This is a genomic window from Pontibacillus sp. ABV4_188 (assembly GCF_056311905.1).
The window spans coordinates 357376-377774 of the sequence record NZ_CM149975.1 but is presented as its reverse complement, the minus strand read 5'-3'; the positions used below and the strand labels follow the sequence as shown (position 1 = coordinate 377774).

16 protein-coding genes are annotated in these 20399 nt (G+C 41.4%); 4 read left to right on the top strand and 12 right to left on the bottom strand.

Going from position 1 to position 20399, the window contains the following annotated elements:
* Positions 1 to 15: 15 nt before the first annotated feature.
* Positions 16 to 1863 (bottom strand): PDDEXK-like family protein, encoded by a 1848-nt coding sequence (locus tag ACYX4O_RS02045; RefSeq protein WP_476354125.1) that lies wholly within the window; start codon positions 1861 to 1863, stop codon positions 16 to 18.
* Positions 1864 to 2003: 140 nt separating this feature from the next.
* On the opposite strand from ACYX4O_RS02045, the gene ACYX4O_RS02040 reads away from it, so the two are divergent.
* From ACYX4O_RS02040 to ACYX4O_RS02025, 4 genes are all read left to right on the top strand, one after another.
* Complete coding sequence (locus ACYX4O_RS02040; RefSeq protein WP_476354123.1) at positions 2004 to 4961, top strand: UvrD-helicase domain-containing protein; 2958 nt, start codon at positions 2004 to 2006, stop codon at positions 4959 to 4961.
* 26 nt (positions 4962 to 4987) lie between these two features.
* On the top strand, positions 4988 to 5887 hold the full coding sequence (locus ACYX4O_RS02035; protein WP_476354121.1) for a DUF5655 domain-containing protein: 900 nt from the start codon (positions 4988 to 4990) through the stop codon (positions 5885 to 5887).
* A gap of 450 nt (positions 5888 to 6337) precedes the next feature.
* Positions 6338 to 7294 carry a hypothetical protein gene (locus ACYX4O_RS02030; RefSeq protein WP_476354119.1) on the top strand — a complete coding sequence of 319 codons (957 nt, stop codon included), beginning with the start codon at positions 6338 to 6340 and terminating at the stop codon, positions 7292 to 7294.
* 17 nt (positions 7295 to 7311) lie between these two features.
* Positions 7312 to 7830, top strand: a complete 519-nt coding sequence (locus ACYX4O_RS02025) for a hypothetical protein (RefSeq protein WP_476354117.1) — start codon at positions 7312 to 7314, stop codon at positions 7828 to 7830.
* Between the two features lie 389 nt (positions 7831 to 8219).
* Here ACYX4O_RS02025 and ACYX4O_RS02020 read toward each other — a convergent pair whose 3' ends face one another.
* The 11 genes from ACYX4O_RS02020 to ACYX4O_RS01970 form a co-directional block, all read right to left on the bottom strand.
* On the bottom strand, positions 8220 to 8717 hold the full coding sequence (locus ACYX4O_RS02020; protein ID WP_476354115.1) for a YehS family protein: 498 nt from the start codon (positions 8715 to 8717) through the stop codon (positions 8220 to 8222).
* 75 nt (positions 8718 to 8792) lie between these two features.
* Positions 8793 to 10166, bottom strand: a complete 1374-nt coding sequence (gene rlmD, locus ACYX4O_RS02015; RefSeq protein WP_476354113.1) for a 23S rRNA (uracil(1939)-C(5))-methyltransferase RlmD — start codon at positions 10164 to 10166, stop codon at positions 8793 to 8795.
* 132 nt (positions 10167 to 10298) lie between these two features.
* Positions 10299 to 11201: a diacylglycerol kinase gene (locus tag ACYX4O_RS02010; protein ID WP_476354111.1), complete on the bottom strand. Its 903-nt coding sequence runs from the start codon at positions 11199 to 11201 to the stop codon at positions 10299 to 10301.
* Positions 11202 to 11359: 158 nt separating this feature from the next.
* On the bottom strand, positions 11360 to 12790 hold the full coding sequence (gatB, locus tag ACYX4O_RS02005) for an Asp-tRNA(Asn)/Glu-tRNA(Gln) amidotransferase subunit GatB (protein WP_476354110.1): 1431 nt from the start codon (positions 12788 to 12790) through the stop codon (positions 11360 to 11362).
* Positions 12790 to 14265 (bottom strand): Asp-tRNA(Asn)/Glu-tRNA(Gln) amidotransferase subunit GatA, encoded by a 1476-nt coding sequence (gatA, locus tag ACYX4O_RS02000; protein ID WP_476354108.1) that lies wholly within the window; start codon positions 14263 to 14265, stop codon positions 12790 to 12792. Before gatA ends, gatB begins: the two co-directional genes overlap by 1 nt.
* Positions 14266 to 14276: 11 nt before the next feature.
* Positions 14277 to 14567 carry an Asp-tRNA(Asn)/Glu-tRNA(Gln) amidotransferase subunit GatC gene (gene gatC / locus ACYX4O_RS01995; protein WP_036784246.1) on the bottom strand — a complete coding sequence of 97 codons (291 nt, stop codon included), beginning with the start codon at positions 14565 to 14567 and terminating at the stop codon, positions 14277 to 14279.
* Positions 14568 to 14805: 238 nt separating this feature from the next.
* Positions 14806 to 16368 (bottom strand): sodium/proline symporter PutP, encoded by a 1563-nt coding sequence (putP, locus tag ACYX4O_RS01990; protein WP_476354105.1) that lies wholly within the window; start codon positions 16366 to 16368, stop codon positions 14806 to 14808.
* Positions 16369 to 16901: 533 nt separating this feature from the next.
* Positions 16902 to 18041, bottom strand: coding sequence for a bifunctional cystathionine gamma-lyase/homocysteine desulfhydrase (locus tag ACYX4O_RS01985; RefSeq protein ID WP_476354104.1), 1140 nt, complete (start codon positions 18039 to 18041; stop codon positions 16902 to 16904).
* 4 nt (positions 18042 to 18045) lie between these two features.
* Positions 18046 to 18960, bottom strand: coding sequence for a PLP-dependent cysteine synthase family protein (locus ACYX4O_RS01980; protein WP_476354102.1), 915 nt, complete (start codon positions 18958 to 18960; stop codon positions 18046 to 18048).
* A gap of 12 nt (positions 18961 to 18972) precedes the next feature.
* Positions 18973 to 19440, bottom strand: coding sequence for an S-ribosylhomocysteine lyase (locus ACYX4O_RS01975; protein WP_476354100.1), 468 nt, complete (start codon positions 19438 to 19440; stop codon positions 18973 to 18975).
* Positions 19441 to 19466: 26 nt separating this feature from the next.
* Complete coding sequence (locus ACYX4O_RS01970; protein WP_476354098.1) at positions 19467 to 20108, bottom strand: class I SAM-dependent DNA methyltransferase; 642 nt, start codon at positions 20106 to 20108, stop codon at positions 19467 to 19469.
* Between the last annotated feature and the right edge of the window lie 291 nt (positions 20109 to 20399).

The following is a 20399-nucleotide window of genomic DNA, read 5'->3' as shown; positions in this document are numbered from 1 at the left end:
TACCTCCTCGCTATTTCAATAAGATTTTACCGTGTACAAACTCCCGATATCTTCTACCACCTGTTTATTACCAGGTTCTTCGTACAACTTAACCATTGCCTCAAAAACTTCTTCAGTGTCGTTCCAGTCCTCGATTACTTTAGAGCCCGAGTACAAACGGGTGTACTTGGCAGCAGGGAGTTTTGATCTAGCGGAAAACGTATAATTACTTCCTTCTAACTTTTCGATGACCGCAAGCCTCTGATCGGGCTGCAAGGGGCCTAACTCTATCGTTAATTTTAATCTGTCATCCTTTAATCGCTCGAACCAATACGTAAACGTACTATCGTGCCACCACCACTTCTCTCTCGACTTTCCATATACATCTTCAAGCTGCTTAAATACAGGGAGAAGAAAGGAAGTCGTACTGTTCTTAACCTTATAGAGAGACGAATTCAGATCATATTCAGAAGCAAATCGCTCAAATGGCTCAGATGGGAAGCTTCTTTTTTTTAGGGGCTTAGATGGTTGAACAACCTCTACATCTTCCCGAGCCCCTTCGTTCATCTTCTCTATAGCCTTGGCTATAGACTTGAATGTTTCATTTATATCCTTGTGATAATACAACGTTTGCATGCCTTCTACAATAGCAGTCTTGTTTGCCCAATCTGCAATAGGGGTGTCATTTGTATAGATCTTCGTATATTTCTTCCCTTCTAACTTGCCAGAAGATTGAAAAGAGATCCCTAAAACCTCTAGCTCACTAAGTAAACGGAACCGCTTCTCATACGGGATCGGTCCTACTTCAATTGAAACTTTCAAACGATCATTCCACGTCCGCTCAAACCAAATGATTAGGCCTTGGCCAAGCCAATAGCCCTGTTCAGGCTTCCCCAACACCTCTTCATAATCGAGCCAATCAGGCAATAGAAAGCTAGGCACAGAAGAGTGATCTTTGTACACCTCTTCCGGGATGTCTTCTTCCTTCACAAAATCTAAAAAAGCCTGGCGAATGACATTACTTCCTACCTTAAATATGAAATCAATCGTCTCATGATTTCGTTTGTAATGCTGTTTCAATAGATTCCTTTCGGCTTCGTTCAGGTCGTTAAGGTGTTGAATGGCTGCGGTGTACCTTGACTTCCCGTTAAAATGAGGATGCTGACTAATGTAGAGTAAGTCGATCGCACTTTTGTGCAACTGGTAGACTTGTAAAGCAAGTGAAAGATCTTCCTTATCTTCTACTAACTCTTCTTTTAAAATCTCCGTGTAGTAACTGAGGAATTGGTAGACATTTTCGGACATCGCATCCCTTTGTAACTCAGTATGTTGCGTGATGATTTCTAGCACATCTTTATACTCAAGAGTTAAGTAGTCCGGATGAGAAGGCCTCTCATGATTTAAAGTAAGATAGATCGGGACAACATCATATCCCTTATACGTTTCCTTCGCGTAATGTAAATAATCTCTAAGCTGCTCTCTTCCCTCCCCGGAATGGAACTTGTTCTCGATCACTACGACTACGTTCTGGGAAGGGATGGTTAGCAATATATCAATTGAGCGGTTGTTCGTCGTGCGAACTTCTCGCTCTACTTCTGTATCTGCAAAGGAACGATACATCCGTAACAACAAATCAACATTCTCTAATTTATCTTCGTTCTCTGCTTTTGTTACCAATCGAGATAAAATCTTCTTCACGAAAAAATCACCCAAATGATGATTCTCATTCGGGTCTAAAAGCCAGGCCAACACATTTGAATGACGTATTTCGTAATGATCTACTTGCAGTACCTTCAAAGGGTTAAAGCGGTTAAACTTCTGATGCAACACTTCGAATTCTTTTGAATGATAAAGATGAGCAATCCTATCTAATGAGTAACTCATTTCTTTCCTCCCGTTTATACTGAATGCTCTACATTAATTTATTCCTACATAACTGGGTAAAAATGATGATTTCAGAATGCATATGAATGATTCTATGCTACCATATATTTATCCTATACTGTTAAAGGGTGGAAATTAATTTGCAAGACCTCTTTCACAAAATCAAACTATTCATAAACAAACTACAATACAGAGACTTCTCCGCTGCTCTGAAGCAAGACCTTTCAAAATTGCAGCAAAGCAAAGAATCACTCTCTACCAGGGCCTTTGCTTTAAAGAATCAAACCGAACTCATTTCGGATCATCAAATCAACACGCTTCAACATACTTACAACGAAGAGCTCAAAGATCGTCCTTTAAAAGCCATCACAGAACCTTCTCTACATAAGCATCTTTATCAGCTTAGAACTTTACCGATTTATAAAGACTACGAGGAAAAGCGGAATGAACACAAAAAAGCATTTCGCTCTTTATTAATCGAACTCCCGTCTATCCAAGAGACCAGAAATAGAACGATCACCTCCCATACGTTACAAGCCTATAAAGTTATGGAACACGTCGATCACTTAAAAGAGTCTTACATCACCCACTCTCACAACAAGGCGTTACAGGCTCCTGCTAACCAAAGCGCGTATGATTTCTTTAAAGACGGCCACCAAGATCCTACCATTCAACAGTTTATTCACGTGTTCAGGAATCTTTCCAAAACGATTGTTGATTGGAATAAGCACTATGTCGAACAAGAGCTAAGAACCAATCAACGCTTCTTCGATAATATCGATGGGAAGTCGCTTGACCACCAGCAGCGAGTAGCCATCGTCACGGACGAGGATAGCAACTTAATCCTAGCCGGAGCCGGGAGCGGGAAGACGTTAACGATCTCAGGCAAAGTGAAATACTTAATCGAACGAAAAGGGATAAAGCCAGAAGAAATCCTGCTTATCTCATTCACCAAGAAAGCCGCCGGTGAAATGCATGAGAGAATTGCGAAGAAACTAGGCGTGGAAATTGATGTGAAGACATTTCATAAACTAGGCCTTGAGATCATTTCGGAAGCCGAGAATGAGAAGCCGGATATAGAAAATTCAATGGACGCCGTTCTCCACACCTTTTTCGAAGAACAGATGCACAAACACAAGAACTACATCCATAAGCTGATGCACTTCTTCGGGGTGTACTTAAAAGTCCCTAAAGATATCAGCGATTTTAAAACGCTAGGCGAGTACCATGAGTATCACAAGAACCTAGACTTTGAAACATTGAAAGGCAAAGCACATAAACAACAAGAACACGTGAAGCAAAGCACGGATCAGTTAGCCGCTAAAAAGAAAACGTACCAGGGCGAAACGGTGAAAAGTTTAGAAGAATTCATCATCGCCAACTTCCTCTATTTAAATGGAATTTCCTATACTTATGAGAAACCCTACGAATACTTAACAGGGAATCAACAGTACAGACAATATAAGCCAGACTTTTACTTAGATGATTATGGCCTGTACTTAGAACACTTTGGAATTGATGAAAATATGAGAGCTCCGCACTTAAGTGCGATTGAAGAAGAGCGTTACCTTGAGGATTTGAAATGGAAACGGGAATTGCACAAAGAGAACGAAACAAGACTTCTAGAGACTTACTCTTATTACAATCGAGAAGGGATTTTACTAGAAAAATTAGAACGTATGCTCAAAGAAGAAGGAGTTGTATTCAAGCCAATTGATAGTAAGAAGTTGTTCTCACAAATCTATGATCACCTTAACAACACCTACTTCCAGGATTTAAAAAAGTTAGTGAAAACATTTATTACCTTGTTTAAATCATCTGGCTATGGAGCGGAAGATTTCCAAACGTTAGAGAAGCAGAATAGAAGAAGCCTCTCCCTGTTTATGAGAAGAAGAAACGAGATCTTCTTTTCCCTGGTGAAGCCGATCTATCACTATTACGAGAAGCGCCTTGCTTCCAAGAATGCCATTGACTTTAACGATATGATTAACCGGGCAACGAGCATAATAGAAGAAACAAAACCTCAGTTTCCCTATAAATATATCATCGTCGATGAATACCAGGACATTTCTCAAAGTCGCTTCCATCTTATTAACGCAATCAGAAAACAAACCAGAGCGAAAGTCATGTGTGTGGGAGATGACTGGCAATCGATATACCGCTTCGCTGGTAGTGATATTGAATTGTTCACAAACTTTGAAGCCTACTTCGGCTATCACGAACTACTACGAATTGAAAAGACTTACCGGAACTCCCAGCAGCTCATTGATACTGCCGGACAATTCGTCATGAAGAATCCGAGTCAATATAAGAAAAACTTAAAATCCGATAAAACAAACGAAACACCGATACGCATGTTCCTATTTAAAAACAGACAAATCATTCAACGCCTTGAAGATATCTTGGATGAAGTCGTATCTGCAAAAGGAGCGAATCAAACGATTATGCTTCTTGGACGCAACAACTATGACATTCGCATCTTCGAGAAGAGTCCTGACTTTTATGTGCAACCTAAGAGCGGGAAAGTAACGTACAGTAAATACCCGAACCTTTCTATCCAGTTCCTATCTGTTCATAAATCAAAAGGGTTGGAGGCTGACCATGTCATCCTACTAAACGCTAAGAACGGTAAAACGGGCTTCCCTAACAAAATAGAAGATGATCCCGTACTAGACTGGGTCCTCCAAACGAAGGATCAGTTCCTCTTCTCAGAAGAACGCCGGTTGTTCTATACAGCCATAACAAGAACCCAAAACTCAACTTACATCCTGGTCCCTGAAAAAAGCCCCTCTTCATTTGTGAAAGAGCTAAAAGAAGAGTACAACATCGCTTTTGAGACAGGAGGACATGTAGCAAAAGAAGCACCAAAATGCCCTCGCTGCCAATCTGGTGACCTCACCATTCGGAATGACTCATTTGTGGGCTGCACCAATTACCCTCAGTGCGGTTACACCATTAATGATGTGAGTGTGCTGGAGCATCAGAAGAAATGTAATCGATGTGGAGGGTTTATGGCTAAACGGAAGAATAAGAGCGGGGAATATTTCTATGGGTGTAGTAACTATCCGCTTTGTCGTGAGACGGAAAATATAGAGTAGAATCTAGTTAAGAAAGGAAGATTAAATTGGGAGATATTAAACTCTTTCACATAAATGAAAATCACGCAGAAGAACTAGAAGGCCACGCCGTAGCTGTGGAGAAATCACTACAGCACATCATTGAACAAAATTCAGAAGCTTGCCTGGGCGTCCGCTTCTTAGCATCAGAATATAGCACAGGCAAACGTCACGGAGGTCGAATCGATACGTTAGGCATCGACGAGAACTACTCGCCTGTCATCATAGAATACAAACGATCCACCAATGAAAATGTAATTAACCAGGGCCTCTTTTATCTCGATTGGCTGCTTGATCACAAAGGAGAATTCGAACTAATGGTCATGCGCCAATATGGTGAAGAAGTGTCAAATGCCATCGATTGGACGAGTCCGAGATTATTGTGTATAGCCGGTGGATTCACGAAATACGACGAACATGCCGTTCAGCAGATCAATCGAAACATTGAGCTATACCAATATAAGCACTATGCAAACGAGTTACTTTTACTCGACTTAGTCAATGCAACGACGGTTCAAGAAACACCGACTAGCGACTCAAAGCCAACCAAAAGTAAAACCGTGAGTGATTACTTAAACCAATCTAGCACAGAGCTTAGCGATCGCTATGAATTACTACAGGCTTATTTAGTAGCTCTAGGGGACGACGTGCAAATGAAGACGTTGAAGAATTACATTGCTTTTAAACGAATAAAGAATTTTGCCTGTGTGGAAGTTCATCCGGCTACGAAGAAGATTTTGCTTTATGTGAAAGTCGATCCTGAGACGGTTGAGTTGGAGAAGGGGTTCACTCGGGATGTGCGGAATATTGGCCATTATGGGACTGGGGATTTAGAGATTTCGATTAGTAGTGATGAGGATGTTGAGAGGGCTAAGAGGTTTATTGATATGAGTTATGATGTGAGTTGAGATTATCGAACGCTTGGCGAAGTTCAATTAGAAATATATTCTATTAAGAGTAGGGATGAGGCAAATGCCTCTCTCATTTTAATAATCTTGGATATTCCCTTAATTATGATAGGGTTCACCAAAGAATATAAATGAGTTTTTTGTATCTTACTTAAAACTTAACCGTCCATTAAAACTAAAACCCCTTTGTTTAGCTAGGGATTAGATATCTCAACTTACAAACAGTAGTTAAAGTGCCTTTGCTCAAAGTATCTTTTAGATAGAATTTAAGATAAATCTACCGCTTCTAAATCTAAGTGCTAGGATTCAGGCATAAAATAAACTAAATTAATAGGATTGCTAATTTTTAAAAATTACCTATCACGTTGTATAATACATTTATTGGTATAGTAGCCTCTATAAATGCTATCTATTCCTACCAAGAAAGATTTAAGAGAGGAGAAAACTGTTGTGAGTTATGTTGTATTTAAATTAAACATTCAACCTGATGTTCTGTTAAATTATAAAAAATGCAGTGAAATTAAATATTTACTTGAGGAAATGATACCGTTAGCCTTTCAAAATGTATTAGAGGTTGAAGAGTATAACGGATTACACAAATTAATCCCACAAGAAATCGACGAGCAAGATTTCCAAAAAATTTTTAAAGATCTAGAAGAAAAAACTCTTATGTTATTTGAGTTTCACAAACAAGTTTTATCACAGTATAAAAAAAGTCATGAAATTCATTATTCCAGTGAATTTTTAAGTCTAAACGAGACGTGTATGAATAAAAGAAGAGGTTTAGAAAAAAAATATCCAGGGATAATGAAGGCTTATGAATTAATTACAGATGAAGATGTAGATAAATATGCAAATATTGAATCAGACAATAAAGTAGGTACAGGAATTACACACTTGAGGAAATTTTATAAAATACAATTGTACTTAAAAAGATATCCAAATGATAATGTTTTAAACTCATTGAGTTTAATAGCGTATTACAATCCTCAAACTGAACATGTACTAGTCGAAAGCTCATCAGAAACAGCAGCTCAAAACTATATAACTGCTTTAGTTGACCTTGTTAATAGAAGCAGGGCTGCTAACAAGCATATTGGGAAGATTAATATTAACCCTATTTACGAATCAATAACTTTGGAGGGAGAATACAATGAAATCAGCTACACTACAGTGTATCCAAACGGAAATCCACCTTTGGATAGACACAATATTTTAAAAAATGCTGAAGCAAAGGAAGCAGAGGTTAAACTTATAGGCACAGATGGTAAACCTTTAAAAAAGGAGCCTGTCCAGGAATTTTTAGAAAACGAAGCGAAACAGGGTTACTTGAAATTTCTAACAGCTAAAGGTAAAAATATATATAAAAAGATGAAAACCTTAACCCACGTTGATAAAAATTCATAAAGAAGAGAGGGTAAAATGTGAAGGGTAATTTTTATAATAATCCAATAAAAGTAATTTGGAAGTCAAAAAAAAACTTGATGCCGAGCTATCTTATTTTTTTATGGTTTACTTTTGTTTTCGTAACGTTAGGTGGAGCCCTTTATTTCGATTTTATGGACTTTTCACCATTTCAAATTGGAACTTATTTTTCAGTATCATCAACAGGATTAACCTTAACTCTAGCTTTATTTGTTGCTGGAAAAAATGCATTCAGTGAAGATGACTTGAAAAAGTTAGCAAATCATACAAATGAAGCAGGTGTGAAGGGACAGGCGCTGATAGAGTTCTTAGGTCCATATGTTTTTACAGCTACGTTGTTTTTAGTTACCGGCATATTATCTCTATTTGGCTCATACCTTAATCTCCCTCTAAGAGAAGATTATTTAGAAATATTTAAAATAATTTATATTAACATTCTTCTTTTGGGGCTGCTTAGTTTATTCAATCTTGTAATCACAATGTTAAATGATGTCTATGCATCGGCATCAAGAAAGTAAATGAGATTGTTTAAATAGATCAGAAGACGATTTAACTAACAAATAACTTAGTGTATGTAAAGTAGCCAACAATGCTACCTTATCAAAGTAAATTTAATAGTATAGGTAGCACATTATTTAGTTGGCTAGGACAATGTTAGCTTACCTTACCAGTATACGTATATATTCTTGGTTGTATTAACTTTAACAGTACTAAGTTTATACATTAGGAACTCACTTGAACATGAAATACTATTTTACAGCATAAAGTTATTTTTCTAGCCAATAACAATTATCTTGATCTATTTTAAATTGCTTCAAATCTCCACAAACCCCTTATTTACTTATGGTGCGGTTAACCGTAATTAGTGCCAAGCTATTTACTTCCAGGTTCTGGTATGTTTAAGAACCTATCCCCTATACCTCACCGTCAACCCCTTCAAAAAACTCCTAGCAAACTTATCCCCACAATCCTTATAATGCTTATGCCCCTTCTTCCTAAGCAAAGCACTCAACTGACCTTTCGTAACATGAACTCCCGCCTGATCAAACACATCAAGCATATCCTCACTCGTCAGCTTAAGAGCGATCCTCAACTTCTTCAACAGGACATTATTAATCCACTCATCACCAGAGAGCTCTGGTCGCTCAGGCTGCCCTGGTTTTGGTTCTTGCCTGCCTCTTTTATAAATAATCAATCCATTTAAGAATCGCTCTACCGTTTCATCATCGACCGTCTCTTCCTCTTCATCCAAGTCGTCACTGTAACTGTCATTTGGTTTCGTGAGCATTTCGCCCACTTCTTCTTTTGTTACCTTCATACCGCCAAGCTCAAAGATCTCAACCATTTCGTCATTCTTTAAATCAAGCGCATATCGTAATCGTATTAATCGATCGTTATTTATCATTTATATGAACCACCTTTGTTTATAAAGCAAAGCCCCGAGAATTAGGACATACTCTCGGGACTCTTGTCTTTTGTATTATTTTCTTTTTAACCAGGCTACATTCTCAATGTGACCCGTTTGTGGGAACATGTCCACTGGCTGTACTTCTTGTGTCTCAAAACCGCCGTCTTCTAAAATACGAAGGTCGCGGGCTAGTGTTGAAGGGCTGCAGGATACATACACAATCTTCTCTGGCTGCATCCCGATCATAGCCTTGAGTAGCTCTTCATCGCACCCTTTACGTGGAGGGTCGACGACGATGACATCAGGGTCGAGGCCTTGGCTCTTCCACCATGGGAATACTTTTTCAGCTTCACCGACGAAGAATTCAGCGTTGTCCATGCCGTTTAGCTCCGCGTTTTTCTTCGCGTCCGTGACAGCTGGGGCCACGATCTCAACGCCATAAACCTTCTTCGCTTGTTGGGCTAAGAATAGCGAAATCGTGCCGATGCCGCTGTAAGCGTCGATGACTGTTTCGTGACCTTTTAGATCTGCATAAGCTAGAGCTTGATCGTATAGCTTCTTCGTCTGAACAGGGTTGACCTGGTAGAACGATTTTGGAGAGATCTTAAATTCGATATCGCCAATACGGTCGACGATGTAGTCGTCTCCATAAAGAACGGTCGTTTTGTCACCTAAGATGACGTTCGTTTTCTTCGAGTTGACGTTGTGGACAATTGACTTCACATTTGGATACGTCTCACGAATCTCTTCGACTATTTGTTCTGCGTATGGCAACTGCTTCGTACGGGTTACCATGACGACCATAACGTCGCCTGTTGTTTGGCCGGTACGGACCATAATGTGACGAAGGACGCCGCGGTGTTTCTCTTCATTATACGCTTCAATGCCGTACTTCTCCGCAATACGACGGACAGCTTCGACCATGCGGTTGTTGTGCTCGTCCTGGATCATGCACGTGTCCATCTCGATAATGTCATGGCTGCGCTTGCGGTAGAATCCGGCCTTCAGGCGATCGCCATCTTGTCCGACTGGGATCTGAACTTTGTTGCGGTAGTACCATGGATCTTCCATGCCGATTGTCGGGTGGACAGGCACATCGCTTAAGTGGGCGATCTTATGCATGGCGTTTTTCACTTGATTCTGTTTCATATCTAGCTGCATTTGGTAGCTCATGTGTTGAAGCTGGCAGCCTCCGCATTGCACGTAAACAGGACATGGCGGGTCTACGCGGTCCTGGCTTGCTTCTGTAACGTCTAGTAATTTTCCAAATCCGAAGTTCTTTTTCACTTTGATGACTTTTACTTTTCCTGTTTCACCCGGTAAGGCGTAAGGTACGAATAATGGGTACCCATCGACTTTGCCGACGCCGTTCCCTTCGTGCGTTAAGTCTTCAAATGTCACTTCGATTGTGTCATTCTTCTGTACAGGTGGTGCTGGTTTAGACATGCACATCTTCCTTTGCCGTTCAGATTGCTGAGTGAAATCAGCTCTATTGTAGTAGTGTTGCCATTTCCTAAACAGAATAACAAACGACTCTAAATCTTGCCTCTATGACAAAATCCGAGCCGTTCTCATTCCTTATTTCTCTTCCCATCGACCTCTTGGGAGAAAGAATTCCAGGTGGCGATATAAATTGACAAATTCCCCGGGCAATAATCCACCATATTCCCCGTCAATATTTAACTGCATCTTCTCGTTCGTATGAACCTTGATGCGGTTTGCTTTCGTATAAATGACGTTTGGGTCACTGATGTGATTGCCTTTCATCGCGAGTGAAGCGAGACGAATGAGTTCGGCCAAATTGACGCGCTTAATAATAAGCAGGTCAAACATGCCGTCGTCCATCTCAGCATCCGGTGCTAGCTTCTCTAATCCGCCGACAGAGTTCGTGTTCGACACTAGAAATACCATCACTTCGCCTTCAAAATACTTCCCGTCATATTCAATTTCAACAGTCGTTGGACGGATGGAAGGGATCATTTCAACGCCCTTCAGATAATAAGCGAGCTGCCCCAGCATCGTTTTTAATTTACTCGGAACTTCATACGTTAGTTCCGTTAATTTACCGCCACCGGCGATATTCATAAAGTACTGGTCGTTCACCCGGCCAATATCAAGCTCTTTTGAAAATCCGTCCAGAATCACATCAACAGCTTTTTTCACATTACGCGGCACGCAAAGTGCTCTAGCGAAATCATTCGTCGTTCCAACTGGAATAATCCCCAGTTTCGGGCGATATTCATGTTCGGCAAGACCATTAATGACTTCATTAATCGTCCCGTCCCCACCTGCTGCAACCACCACATCAAACTCTCGCTCTACGGCGATTTTGGCTGCATTGGTTGCATCTCCAGCGCACGTCGTTGCGTGTGTAGATGTTTCATAGCCTGCTTGTTCAAAGCGTTGCATGATATCAGGGAGCTCCTTCCTTACTGCCTCCCTGCCTGAGGTGGGATTATATATTATTCGAGCACGTTTCATAGGTCCTTCCCCCATCCAATCCAAGCCTATTTTTCCTTACATCATCATAAACCTTTTTCATCCATTTGAAAAGTTTTTCCTATTAGGCTCTTTTTCCATTTTATAACCCACACAAAAGCACGCTGTAGCAGCGTGCTTTCATGCAAGGTTCTATCTCTTTAGCGCTTATCCATTTCTTCAACGATAATCTTGTTTACCATTGGTGGGTTCGCTTGTCCTTTAGTCGCCTTCATCGTTTGACCAACAAGGAAGCCTAGTGCACGGTCTTTACCGTTCTTGTAGTCTTCAATAGATTGTTGGTTCTGATCTAAGATGCCTGTAATAATCTCACGAAGCTGGCCTTCGTCAGAAATCTGACCCATCCCTTGATCTTTCACGTATTGTTCTGGCTCTGTACCGTTCTCAACGGTTTCAGCGAAGACTTTCTTCGCAATCTTAGAAGAAATCGTACCGTCTTCAATAAGTTTGATCACTTTTGCAAGATTGGCAGGAGTTAATGCAACGTCTGTTAGTTCTTTTTGCTGCTTGTTCAAGTAAGCTGATACTTCGCCCATCATCCAGTTTGATGCCTGCTTCACATCAGCACCTGAATCAATGGTCTCCTGGAAGAAGTCAGATAGCTCTTTATTATTTGTAAGAACCATTGCATCATACTCAGGTAATCCAAGTTCGTTAATATAACGGGCTTTACGAGCATCCGGAAGCTCAGGGATCTCTGCACGGACGCGTTCTTTCCAGTCCTCACTCACGTATAGCGGTACAAGGTCTGGTTCTGGGAAGTAACGGTAGTCATCCGAACCTTCTTTCACACGCATAAGAAGCGTTTCTTTCGTAGCTTCATCGAAACGGCGTGTTTCCTGAAGAATCTCGCCACCTGCTTCTAGTACTTTTTGCTGGCGCTTTTCTTCAAACTCTAGTCCCTTTTGAACGAAGGAGAAGGAGTTTAAGTTCTTCAGCTCTGTTTTCGTACCGAATTCTTCCTGACCAATTGGACGGATCGAGATGTTCGCATCGGCACGAAGAGAACCCTCCTCCATCTTACAATCAGATACACCTGTGTACTGAATGATATTCTTCAGTTTCTCAAGATATTTGTATGCTTCTTCAGGAGAAGCGATATCCGGCTCAGAAACGATCTCAACAAGTGGCGTACCTTGACGGTTATAGTCGACTAGAGAATAGCCGTCGTCACTGTGCGTTAATTTACCCGCATCTTCCTCGATATGAAGACGAGTGATTCCAATGCGCTTCGTCTTGCCGTCTACTTCAATGTCGATATACCCATTCTCACCGATTGGCTGGTCAAATTGAGAGATTTGATATGCTTTCGGGTTATCCGGGTAGAAGTAGTTCTTACGGTCAAACTTTGTATGTGTAGCAATGTCACAGTTTAGTGCCATCGCAGCTTTCATAGCGTAATTGACAACCTCTTCGTTTAGGACAGGCAGTACTCCTGGGTATCCTAAGTCAATTGGGTTAACATTCGTGTTTGGCTGGTCACCAAACATGTTCGGACTCGGGCTGAAGATTTTAGACGCTGTCTTAAGCTCAACGTGTACTTCAATACCAATAACTGTTTCAAAGTTCATTACTTCGCACCTCCCAGGCTTGGCTTTTGTGTATGGAAATCAGTCGCCTGTTCGTAAGCATGTGCTGCACGGTAAACCGTTGCTTCATCAAAGTGCTTACCAATGATCTGTAGACCAATTGGAAGACCTTCCGTAGAGAATCCACAAGGCACAGAGATTCCTGGTACGCCCGCTAGGTTTACAGGAATTGTAAGGATATCGTTCGCATACATCGTTAATGGATCTTCCGTCTTCTCGCCTACTTTAAAGGCAGGAGTCGGTGTTGTTGGTCCGATAATCACATCGTAATCGGCTAGTACATCATCAAAGTCTTTCTTGATTAGTGTACGAGCTTGCTGTGCTTTCTTGTAATACGCATCGTAGTAACCAGAGCTTAACGCAAATGTTCCAAGCATAATACGACGCTTCACTTCGTCACCAAATCCTTCACTACGAGAAAGCTTGAACATGTCTAGCATGTTCTCAGCATTTGGAGAACGACGACCATAACGGACACCATCGAAGCGTGCAAGGTTAGCAGACGCTTCAGAAGAAGATAGTAGGTAATACGTTGATAGTGCGTATTTCGAGTGAGGAAGCGTTACTTCTTCCCACGTCGCGCCCATATCTTCGTACACTTTAAGAGCCTTTTGAACGGCTTCTTTTACTTCGTCAGACACACCTTCAGCAAGGTATTCTTTCGGCACAGCGATCTTAAGGCCTTTTACATCACCTGTAAGAGCTTCTGTGTATTTCGGTACTTCAATGTCTGCAGATGTAGAGTCCATCTGATCAAGACCTGCGATCGTTTCTAAGATGTACGCATTATCTTCAACCGTACGCGTTAATGGGCCAATTTGGTCTAGAGAAGATGCAAAAGCAATTAGACCGAAACGAGATACACGACCATACGTCGGTTTAAGTCCAACAACACCACAGTAAGCTGCTGGCTGGCGGATAGAACCACCTGTGTCAGATCCTAATGAGAACGGTACTTCGCCTGCTGCAACAGCTGCTGCAGAACCACCACTAGAGCCACCCGGAACATAATCTGTGTTCCAAGGGTTACGTGTGGCATAATAGCTTGAGTTCTCGTTAGAAGAACCCATCGCGAACTCGTCCATGTTTAATTTACCAACGTTGATGGCTTCAGCTGCATCAAGCTTCTGCACAACCGTTGCGTCATATAATGGATCTGTCAGGTTATCTAAAATTTGGCTGGCAGCCGTTGTACGAAGGCCTTTTGTTACGATGTTATCCTTTACACCAATTGGCATTCCGAATAACAGACCGCGTCCTTCTGGCGTACCTCGTAGTTCATCTAATTCTTTCGCACGAGCACGAGCAGTTTCTTCATTTAATGTAATGAAGGCTTTCACGTCTCCGTCTACTTCGCTGATTCGATTATATGCTTCATCAAGAAGATCATTTACGCTGATCTCTTTCTTATGTAGCATTTCTTGAAGATCTGATAATTTATAATCAAAAAGAGACATTCGTCACCCTCCTATTCCAAGATTGATGGTACACGGATTTGACCATCTTGCGTTTCCGGCGCATTCTTAAGCGCATCTTCTTGTGTAATCCACTTCTTCGGTTCGTCCTTACGCATCACATTCTTAAGATCCTGAACGTGTGTCGTAGGCTCCACACCCTCTGTATCCAACTCGTTCAACTGCTCCGCAAACGAGATAATATCATCCAACTGCTTCGTAAAACGCTCCGCTTCTTCATCAGACACGTGCAAACGCGCCAAATGAGCCACATGCTTCACTTGCTCTTCACTAATTCTAGACATCCTTTAACCTCCATTCGTATCGAACATCACATAATAATGATAATACCAAAAAACACCCGTTACAATCAATCTCCACACAAAGAAAAGCGCAGGCGGGGTGGGGAAGAGGAAGTTCGACTAAGGTCGTCACGTCAATAGACAACGTCGTACGACCTCACGTCGAGTGAAACAAAAACATTTCCCCCTAAGAGCAATACAAAAGAGCCCCTTCTAAAAAAGAAGAGGCTCTCATCAAATCTTAGCTATTCGCTTTATCAAATTCAGCTTGAATTTCTTTAGAAGGTCCTTTACCAGCAAGGCTGACAACGAAAGCTACGATTGTACACAGGATGAATCCTGGTACGATTTCATAGATCGGGAAGTCGATAATCGCTTCACGAATAACTTCTCCTTCATCGTCTTTCACCACTTTAATCAGTTGTTTCCAAACCACAACTGTAACTGCACCTGTAAGAATCCCTGCTACTGCACCATTACGAGTAAGGCGTTTCCAGAATAGACTCAAGATGATGATTGGTCCGAATGCGGCACCAAATCCTGCCCATGCGTAACTTACAAGTTCAAGCACAGAGCTTTGTGCACCGTATGCAAGTGCAATCGCTAGTAGAGCAATCGCCGCTACTGAGAAACGACCAACCCATACAAGTTCACGCTCAGAAGCGTTTTTGCGTAGGATTGCCTTATAGAAGTCCTCTGCTACTGCAGAAGATGATACAAGTAGCTGAGAGTCAATTGTACTCATAATTGCAGAAAGAATTGCTGCTAGTAAGATACCTGCAATGACAGGGTTAAATAAGATTTGGGAGAACGCAATGAAGATCTTCTCCGCCTCAGTTGAATTCGGGATTACGCTTAATCCATCTTGTTGAACAATTTTAACACCTAAATCAGCAAGCTCTCCTGCTGTACCGCCATTAGCTACATAAGCGATACCGACAATACCTGTGAAGATTGCGCCGTATAGACCAAGAATCATCCAAGTGATACCGATGAAACGAGCTTTCGGCACGTCTTTTGGAGAACGAAGCGCCATAAAACGAGTTAGGATGTGTGGCTGCCCGAAGTAACCAAGTCCCCAAGCGAGGGATGATATAACACTTAAGACTCCAACTCCTTTAACCATATCAAGGCGAGTTGCATCAATTTCACTAACCATGCTTACGACTTCATTCCAGCCACCAAGTTCGCTAATTGCAACAATCGGTACAGCTAGTAATGCAACAAACATTAGAATTCCTTGGAAGAAGTCCGTCCAGCTTACTGCTAGGAAACCACCTAGGAATGTATAAGAAATAATAACAATAGCACCAATCCAAAGGGCTTGGTTATACCCCATATCAAAGGATGCCGCGAATAATTTCGCTCCACCTACCATACCTGAGGATGTGTAGAAGGTGAAGAAGAATAAGATTACAAGTGCGGAGATCACACGTAAAATATGTGATGTATCATGGAAGCGATTTTCTAAGAAGTCTGGTACTGTAATGGAATCATTCGCGACCTCTGTGTAAACACGAAGACGACGCGCTACAAATTGCCAGTTTAAGTAGGCCCCTATCGCTAGACCGATTCCAATCCATGCTGCTGATAGACCTGAAGCATAAACAGCACCTGGTAAACCAAGTAATAGCCAACCACTCATATCAGAAGCCCCTGCACTTAACGCAGCAACACCTGGTCCTAAGCGTCGACCACCTAACACATAATCTGATAGGTCATTTGTCATTCTTGAAGCAATAACACCAATTAAAAGCATTCCAAGTAAATAAACGATAAACGTAATTAACGTAGCTATACTCATTAAGTTCTACTCTCTCCTTCCGGTAAATAAAGTGATGGTTGATAGGATAATTAATAATGGCATGGGAATAAAGAGCCACATCCATGTTGCAGTTGTTAACATTCGACGCCCCCTCCTTTTCGATGCATTATATATACAATACCATACATTTTTCTTATAATTCTGACAAGTTATGTATGGTACGCATAAAAGAATTACAATTGATATACAACAAATACTATAACATAAAGAAATTGTCAGAACATTGCGCGATTTAATTTCTTCGTATTATTTTGTATTATTATACATCATAATGTTGCATTTGTAATAATATAAATAGAATTGCCTATATGTATTCATCATAATTTATAAAATTAAATCTAGAACTTTTGTCATTTTTACCTTTTTTTAGAAAAAATCCTAACATTAGCATGTGTATTTCTCACAACTACTCTTATTACCCATTTCAAATCAAACTAAACTTCTTTTTATAAGAACCGATAAACTTTTTCACATACAAAGAAGCCCAGAGAAAACTCTGAGCCTCTTCCTATTTATTCCCCTTTTAGCGCCTGAACGAAATCTTCTTTAAGGTCTTCTACGTCTTCAAGACCAATCGATACTCGGACAAGTCCGTCAGTAATCCCTAATTCTGCTCTACGATCACTTGGGATTGAAGCATGAGTCATTTTCGCCGGAACTGAAATCAGACTCTCTACAGCTCCTAAACTCTCAGCTAACGTAAAGTACTTTAAGTTCTTCAACAGTTTCTCTGCATTTTCATCACTTCCAACATCAAATGAAATCATGCCACCTGCTCCCCTAGCTTGTAACGCATGGATATCGTGACCAACATGATCGTTTAAACCAGGATAATAGATGGTAGTGACTTCCGGGTGCTCCTTGAGGAACGACACAAATGAGTGAGTATTCGATTCGATTTCTTCCATACGAATCCCAAGTGTCTTAATCCCTCGCATTAAAAGCCAGGAATCCTGCGGTCCTAATACAGCTCCTGCAGAATTTTGAACATAGTGTAGTTCTTCTGCCAAGCTTTGTGAGTTCACAACAACGAGTCCTGCCACTACATCACTATGCCCACCTAAGTACTTCGTCGCACTGTGAAGCACGATGTCTGCTCCTTGTTCGATTGGATTTTGCCAGTACGGGGTACTAAACGTGTTATCAACAATAAAGGTGAACCCTTTTTCTTTCGTTAGACGAGCTACTGCTTCAAGGTCTGTGATCTTCAGCAAAGGATTCGTAGGCGTTTCAACATAAACAGCCTTTGTATTTGGACGAATCGCTTCTTCAATGTTATCAACATCAGACGTATCCACGAACGTTACATCAAGATTAAAGCGACTAAGCACACCAGATAGAAGACGATAGGTGCCTCCGTAAACATCATCTGTAATGATAAGGTGATCGCCACTCTTATACATCATGAGAATCGACGTAATGGCAGCCATGCCTGATCCAAAGGCAAAGCCAGCATAGCCGCCTTCTAGATCCTTAATCAATTCTTCTAGCGCATGACGAGTCGGATTGCCTGTTCTAGAATATTCATAGCCTTTGTGCTTACCCACTCCATCTTGTTTATACGTACTTACTTGATAGATGGGGACAGAAACCGCTCCAGTCTGTTCATCACCTGTTATGCCACCGTGTATTAGCTGTGTTTTCCTTCTCATATTCTCACTCCTCGTAGATTCCTTGGCTTAAATATCGTTCGCTACTATCTGGAAAAATGGTAACAATGTTTGTGCCAGGCTTAGCCTGCTTCGCTTCCTTCATCGCTGCCACAAACGCGGCACCTGAGGAACTAGCGACCAGCAGCCCTTCTTTCTCCGCTAAAAGCTTTACCGCCCAGAACGCATCTTGGTCTCGAATGGTGTGAATCCCATCGAAATAATCCGTATCCATATACTTCGGTAAGAACTCCATCCCGATGCCTTCTGTTTTATGAGGGCCTGCTGCACCCCCGTTTAAAATTGAACCCTCCGGCTCGACAATGACCGTTTTAATAGAGGGGTTCTTCTCTTTCAAGTAGCGTGCGGTTCCCATAAATGTACCACCTGTTCCGCCACCTGCTACGAACACGTCCACTCCACCTTCTAGAGATTCATAGATTTCAGGTCCAAGCGTTTCGTAATAGGTCTGTGGATTGGCTGCGTTATCAAATTGTTGAGGACAAAAAGCGTTTAACTCTTTGGCAAGGTTAGTCGCTTTATCAATCGCTCCCTGCATTCCTTCTTCTGTAGGGGTATTAATAATTTCAGCACCGAGTGCTCTCATAAGTGTTTGTTTCTCCATGCTGAATTTTTGAGGTACAACGAACATCACTCGAAACCCTCGACCTATAGCGGCGAGAGCTAATCCAATTCCTGTATTCCCAGCAGTTGGCTCGACAATGGTTCCTCCGGGATTCAAATCTCCAGACTGAATGGCGTCGTCAAGAAGCTTCTGCCCAAGTCGATCTTTAATGCTGCCCCCTGGGTTAAAATATTCCAGTTTAGCAAAAAGGCGCACTCCCTCAGGAACTCCAACATTCTGAAGTTCCATGAGAGGGGTGTGGCCGATTAGTTGCTGAATGTTTGTCACGTACTGCATATCGTTCGCTCCTTATTGTTGTTCAGCGAAAACCTCTGTCCACTCGTCTCGTTTGTCTAGCAGTTCTTGAGCCAGTTCCTTCGCCCCTTCTAAGCTGTGACTAGCTGCGAAGCCACACTGCACTTCATTGCAAGCAGGTACTTCTGTCGCTTCTAAGACATCTTTCAGCGCATTTTCAATAACATATAAAATGTTTTCGTAACTGTCATCATTTAATACGGCAATATAGAAACCGGTTTGGCACCCCATCGGGCCAATGTCTAGGATATGATCATGATGATTACGGCTGAATTCTGCCAACATGTGCTCTAATGAATGAAGAGCCGGCATGTTCATGTGGTCCTTATTTGGCTGCTTAATACGAAGATCATATTTGTAAACTTTATCTCCCTTTGATCCTTCTGTAATTCCAACCAGTCGTACATAAGGTGCTGCGACTTTTGTATGATCTAAGTTAAAACTTTCTACGTTCATTGGCATGGATAAACCTCTCCCTTTTTCTTTAATTATTTTTTCTCTGCTACCATTACCCAAACATATTTATTCTTCTGCTCAAACAGTACTTCAAAGTTATATTTCTTACAGATGGCTTGCAGAGTTGGAATGTCGGAATAGTATTCTACTGATAAATCATCAGCTAGATTGTTATAGTGCGAAGCAATAGCTGTTTCAATTGCTCTCCGCTTCGATGCTTTCGTTTCAAAAACGGTATCCGCGAAAACAATCCGGCCTCCTTTTTCTAGAATACTGCTATATTTACCAATCGCTACATCCTTTTCCTCGTCTGTTAGATGATGAAAGGCGTAGCTGCTCACAATCGATTGAACCGGAACCTGTGGCTTTGGAAAATCAATAAAATCTCCATCATGCACTTTAGCATCTGGCACTTTAATCTGAGCAATCTTCAGCATTTCGGACGAAGGCTCAATACCGATTACCGAATGCCCACGGTTAATTAACTTCTTCGTTAAATTTCCCGTTCCAACACCAAACTCAATAACTTTTGGCCCATTTGTATAATCAACTACAGCGTTTAAGATATCGTCATAGTGCGCAAACACTTCTTTATATTCAACGTCCTCACCAGACACAGTCTGATCATAAGACGAGGCCCAACCATCAAATAAATCAATAAACTCTCTTCCCATATCCTTCACCTCGTGGTGTTAAAATGTACAATCCTTATAAGTTTACTCAGGTTTTAGTTGTATAAAAAATTCTAACACATTCTAAAAAGGAAAGTAAATAGGCATAAGCCCAATTTCAAAAGCAAAAGTGCTAACCAATATATAGACCGAAGGCGAGGGAAGTCTACTAGTTGCTGGCCGCTACAGCTTTGCGGGGCCAAATTAAAGAAGTAAAGCGTGCCAGACACCCTGTGTTCCTGCACAGCACTAAAGGGTGTCTGGCACCCTGCGCTACTGCACAGCACTAAAGGG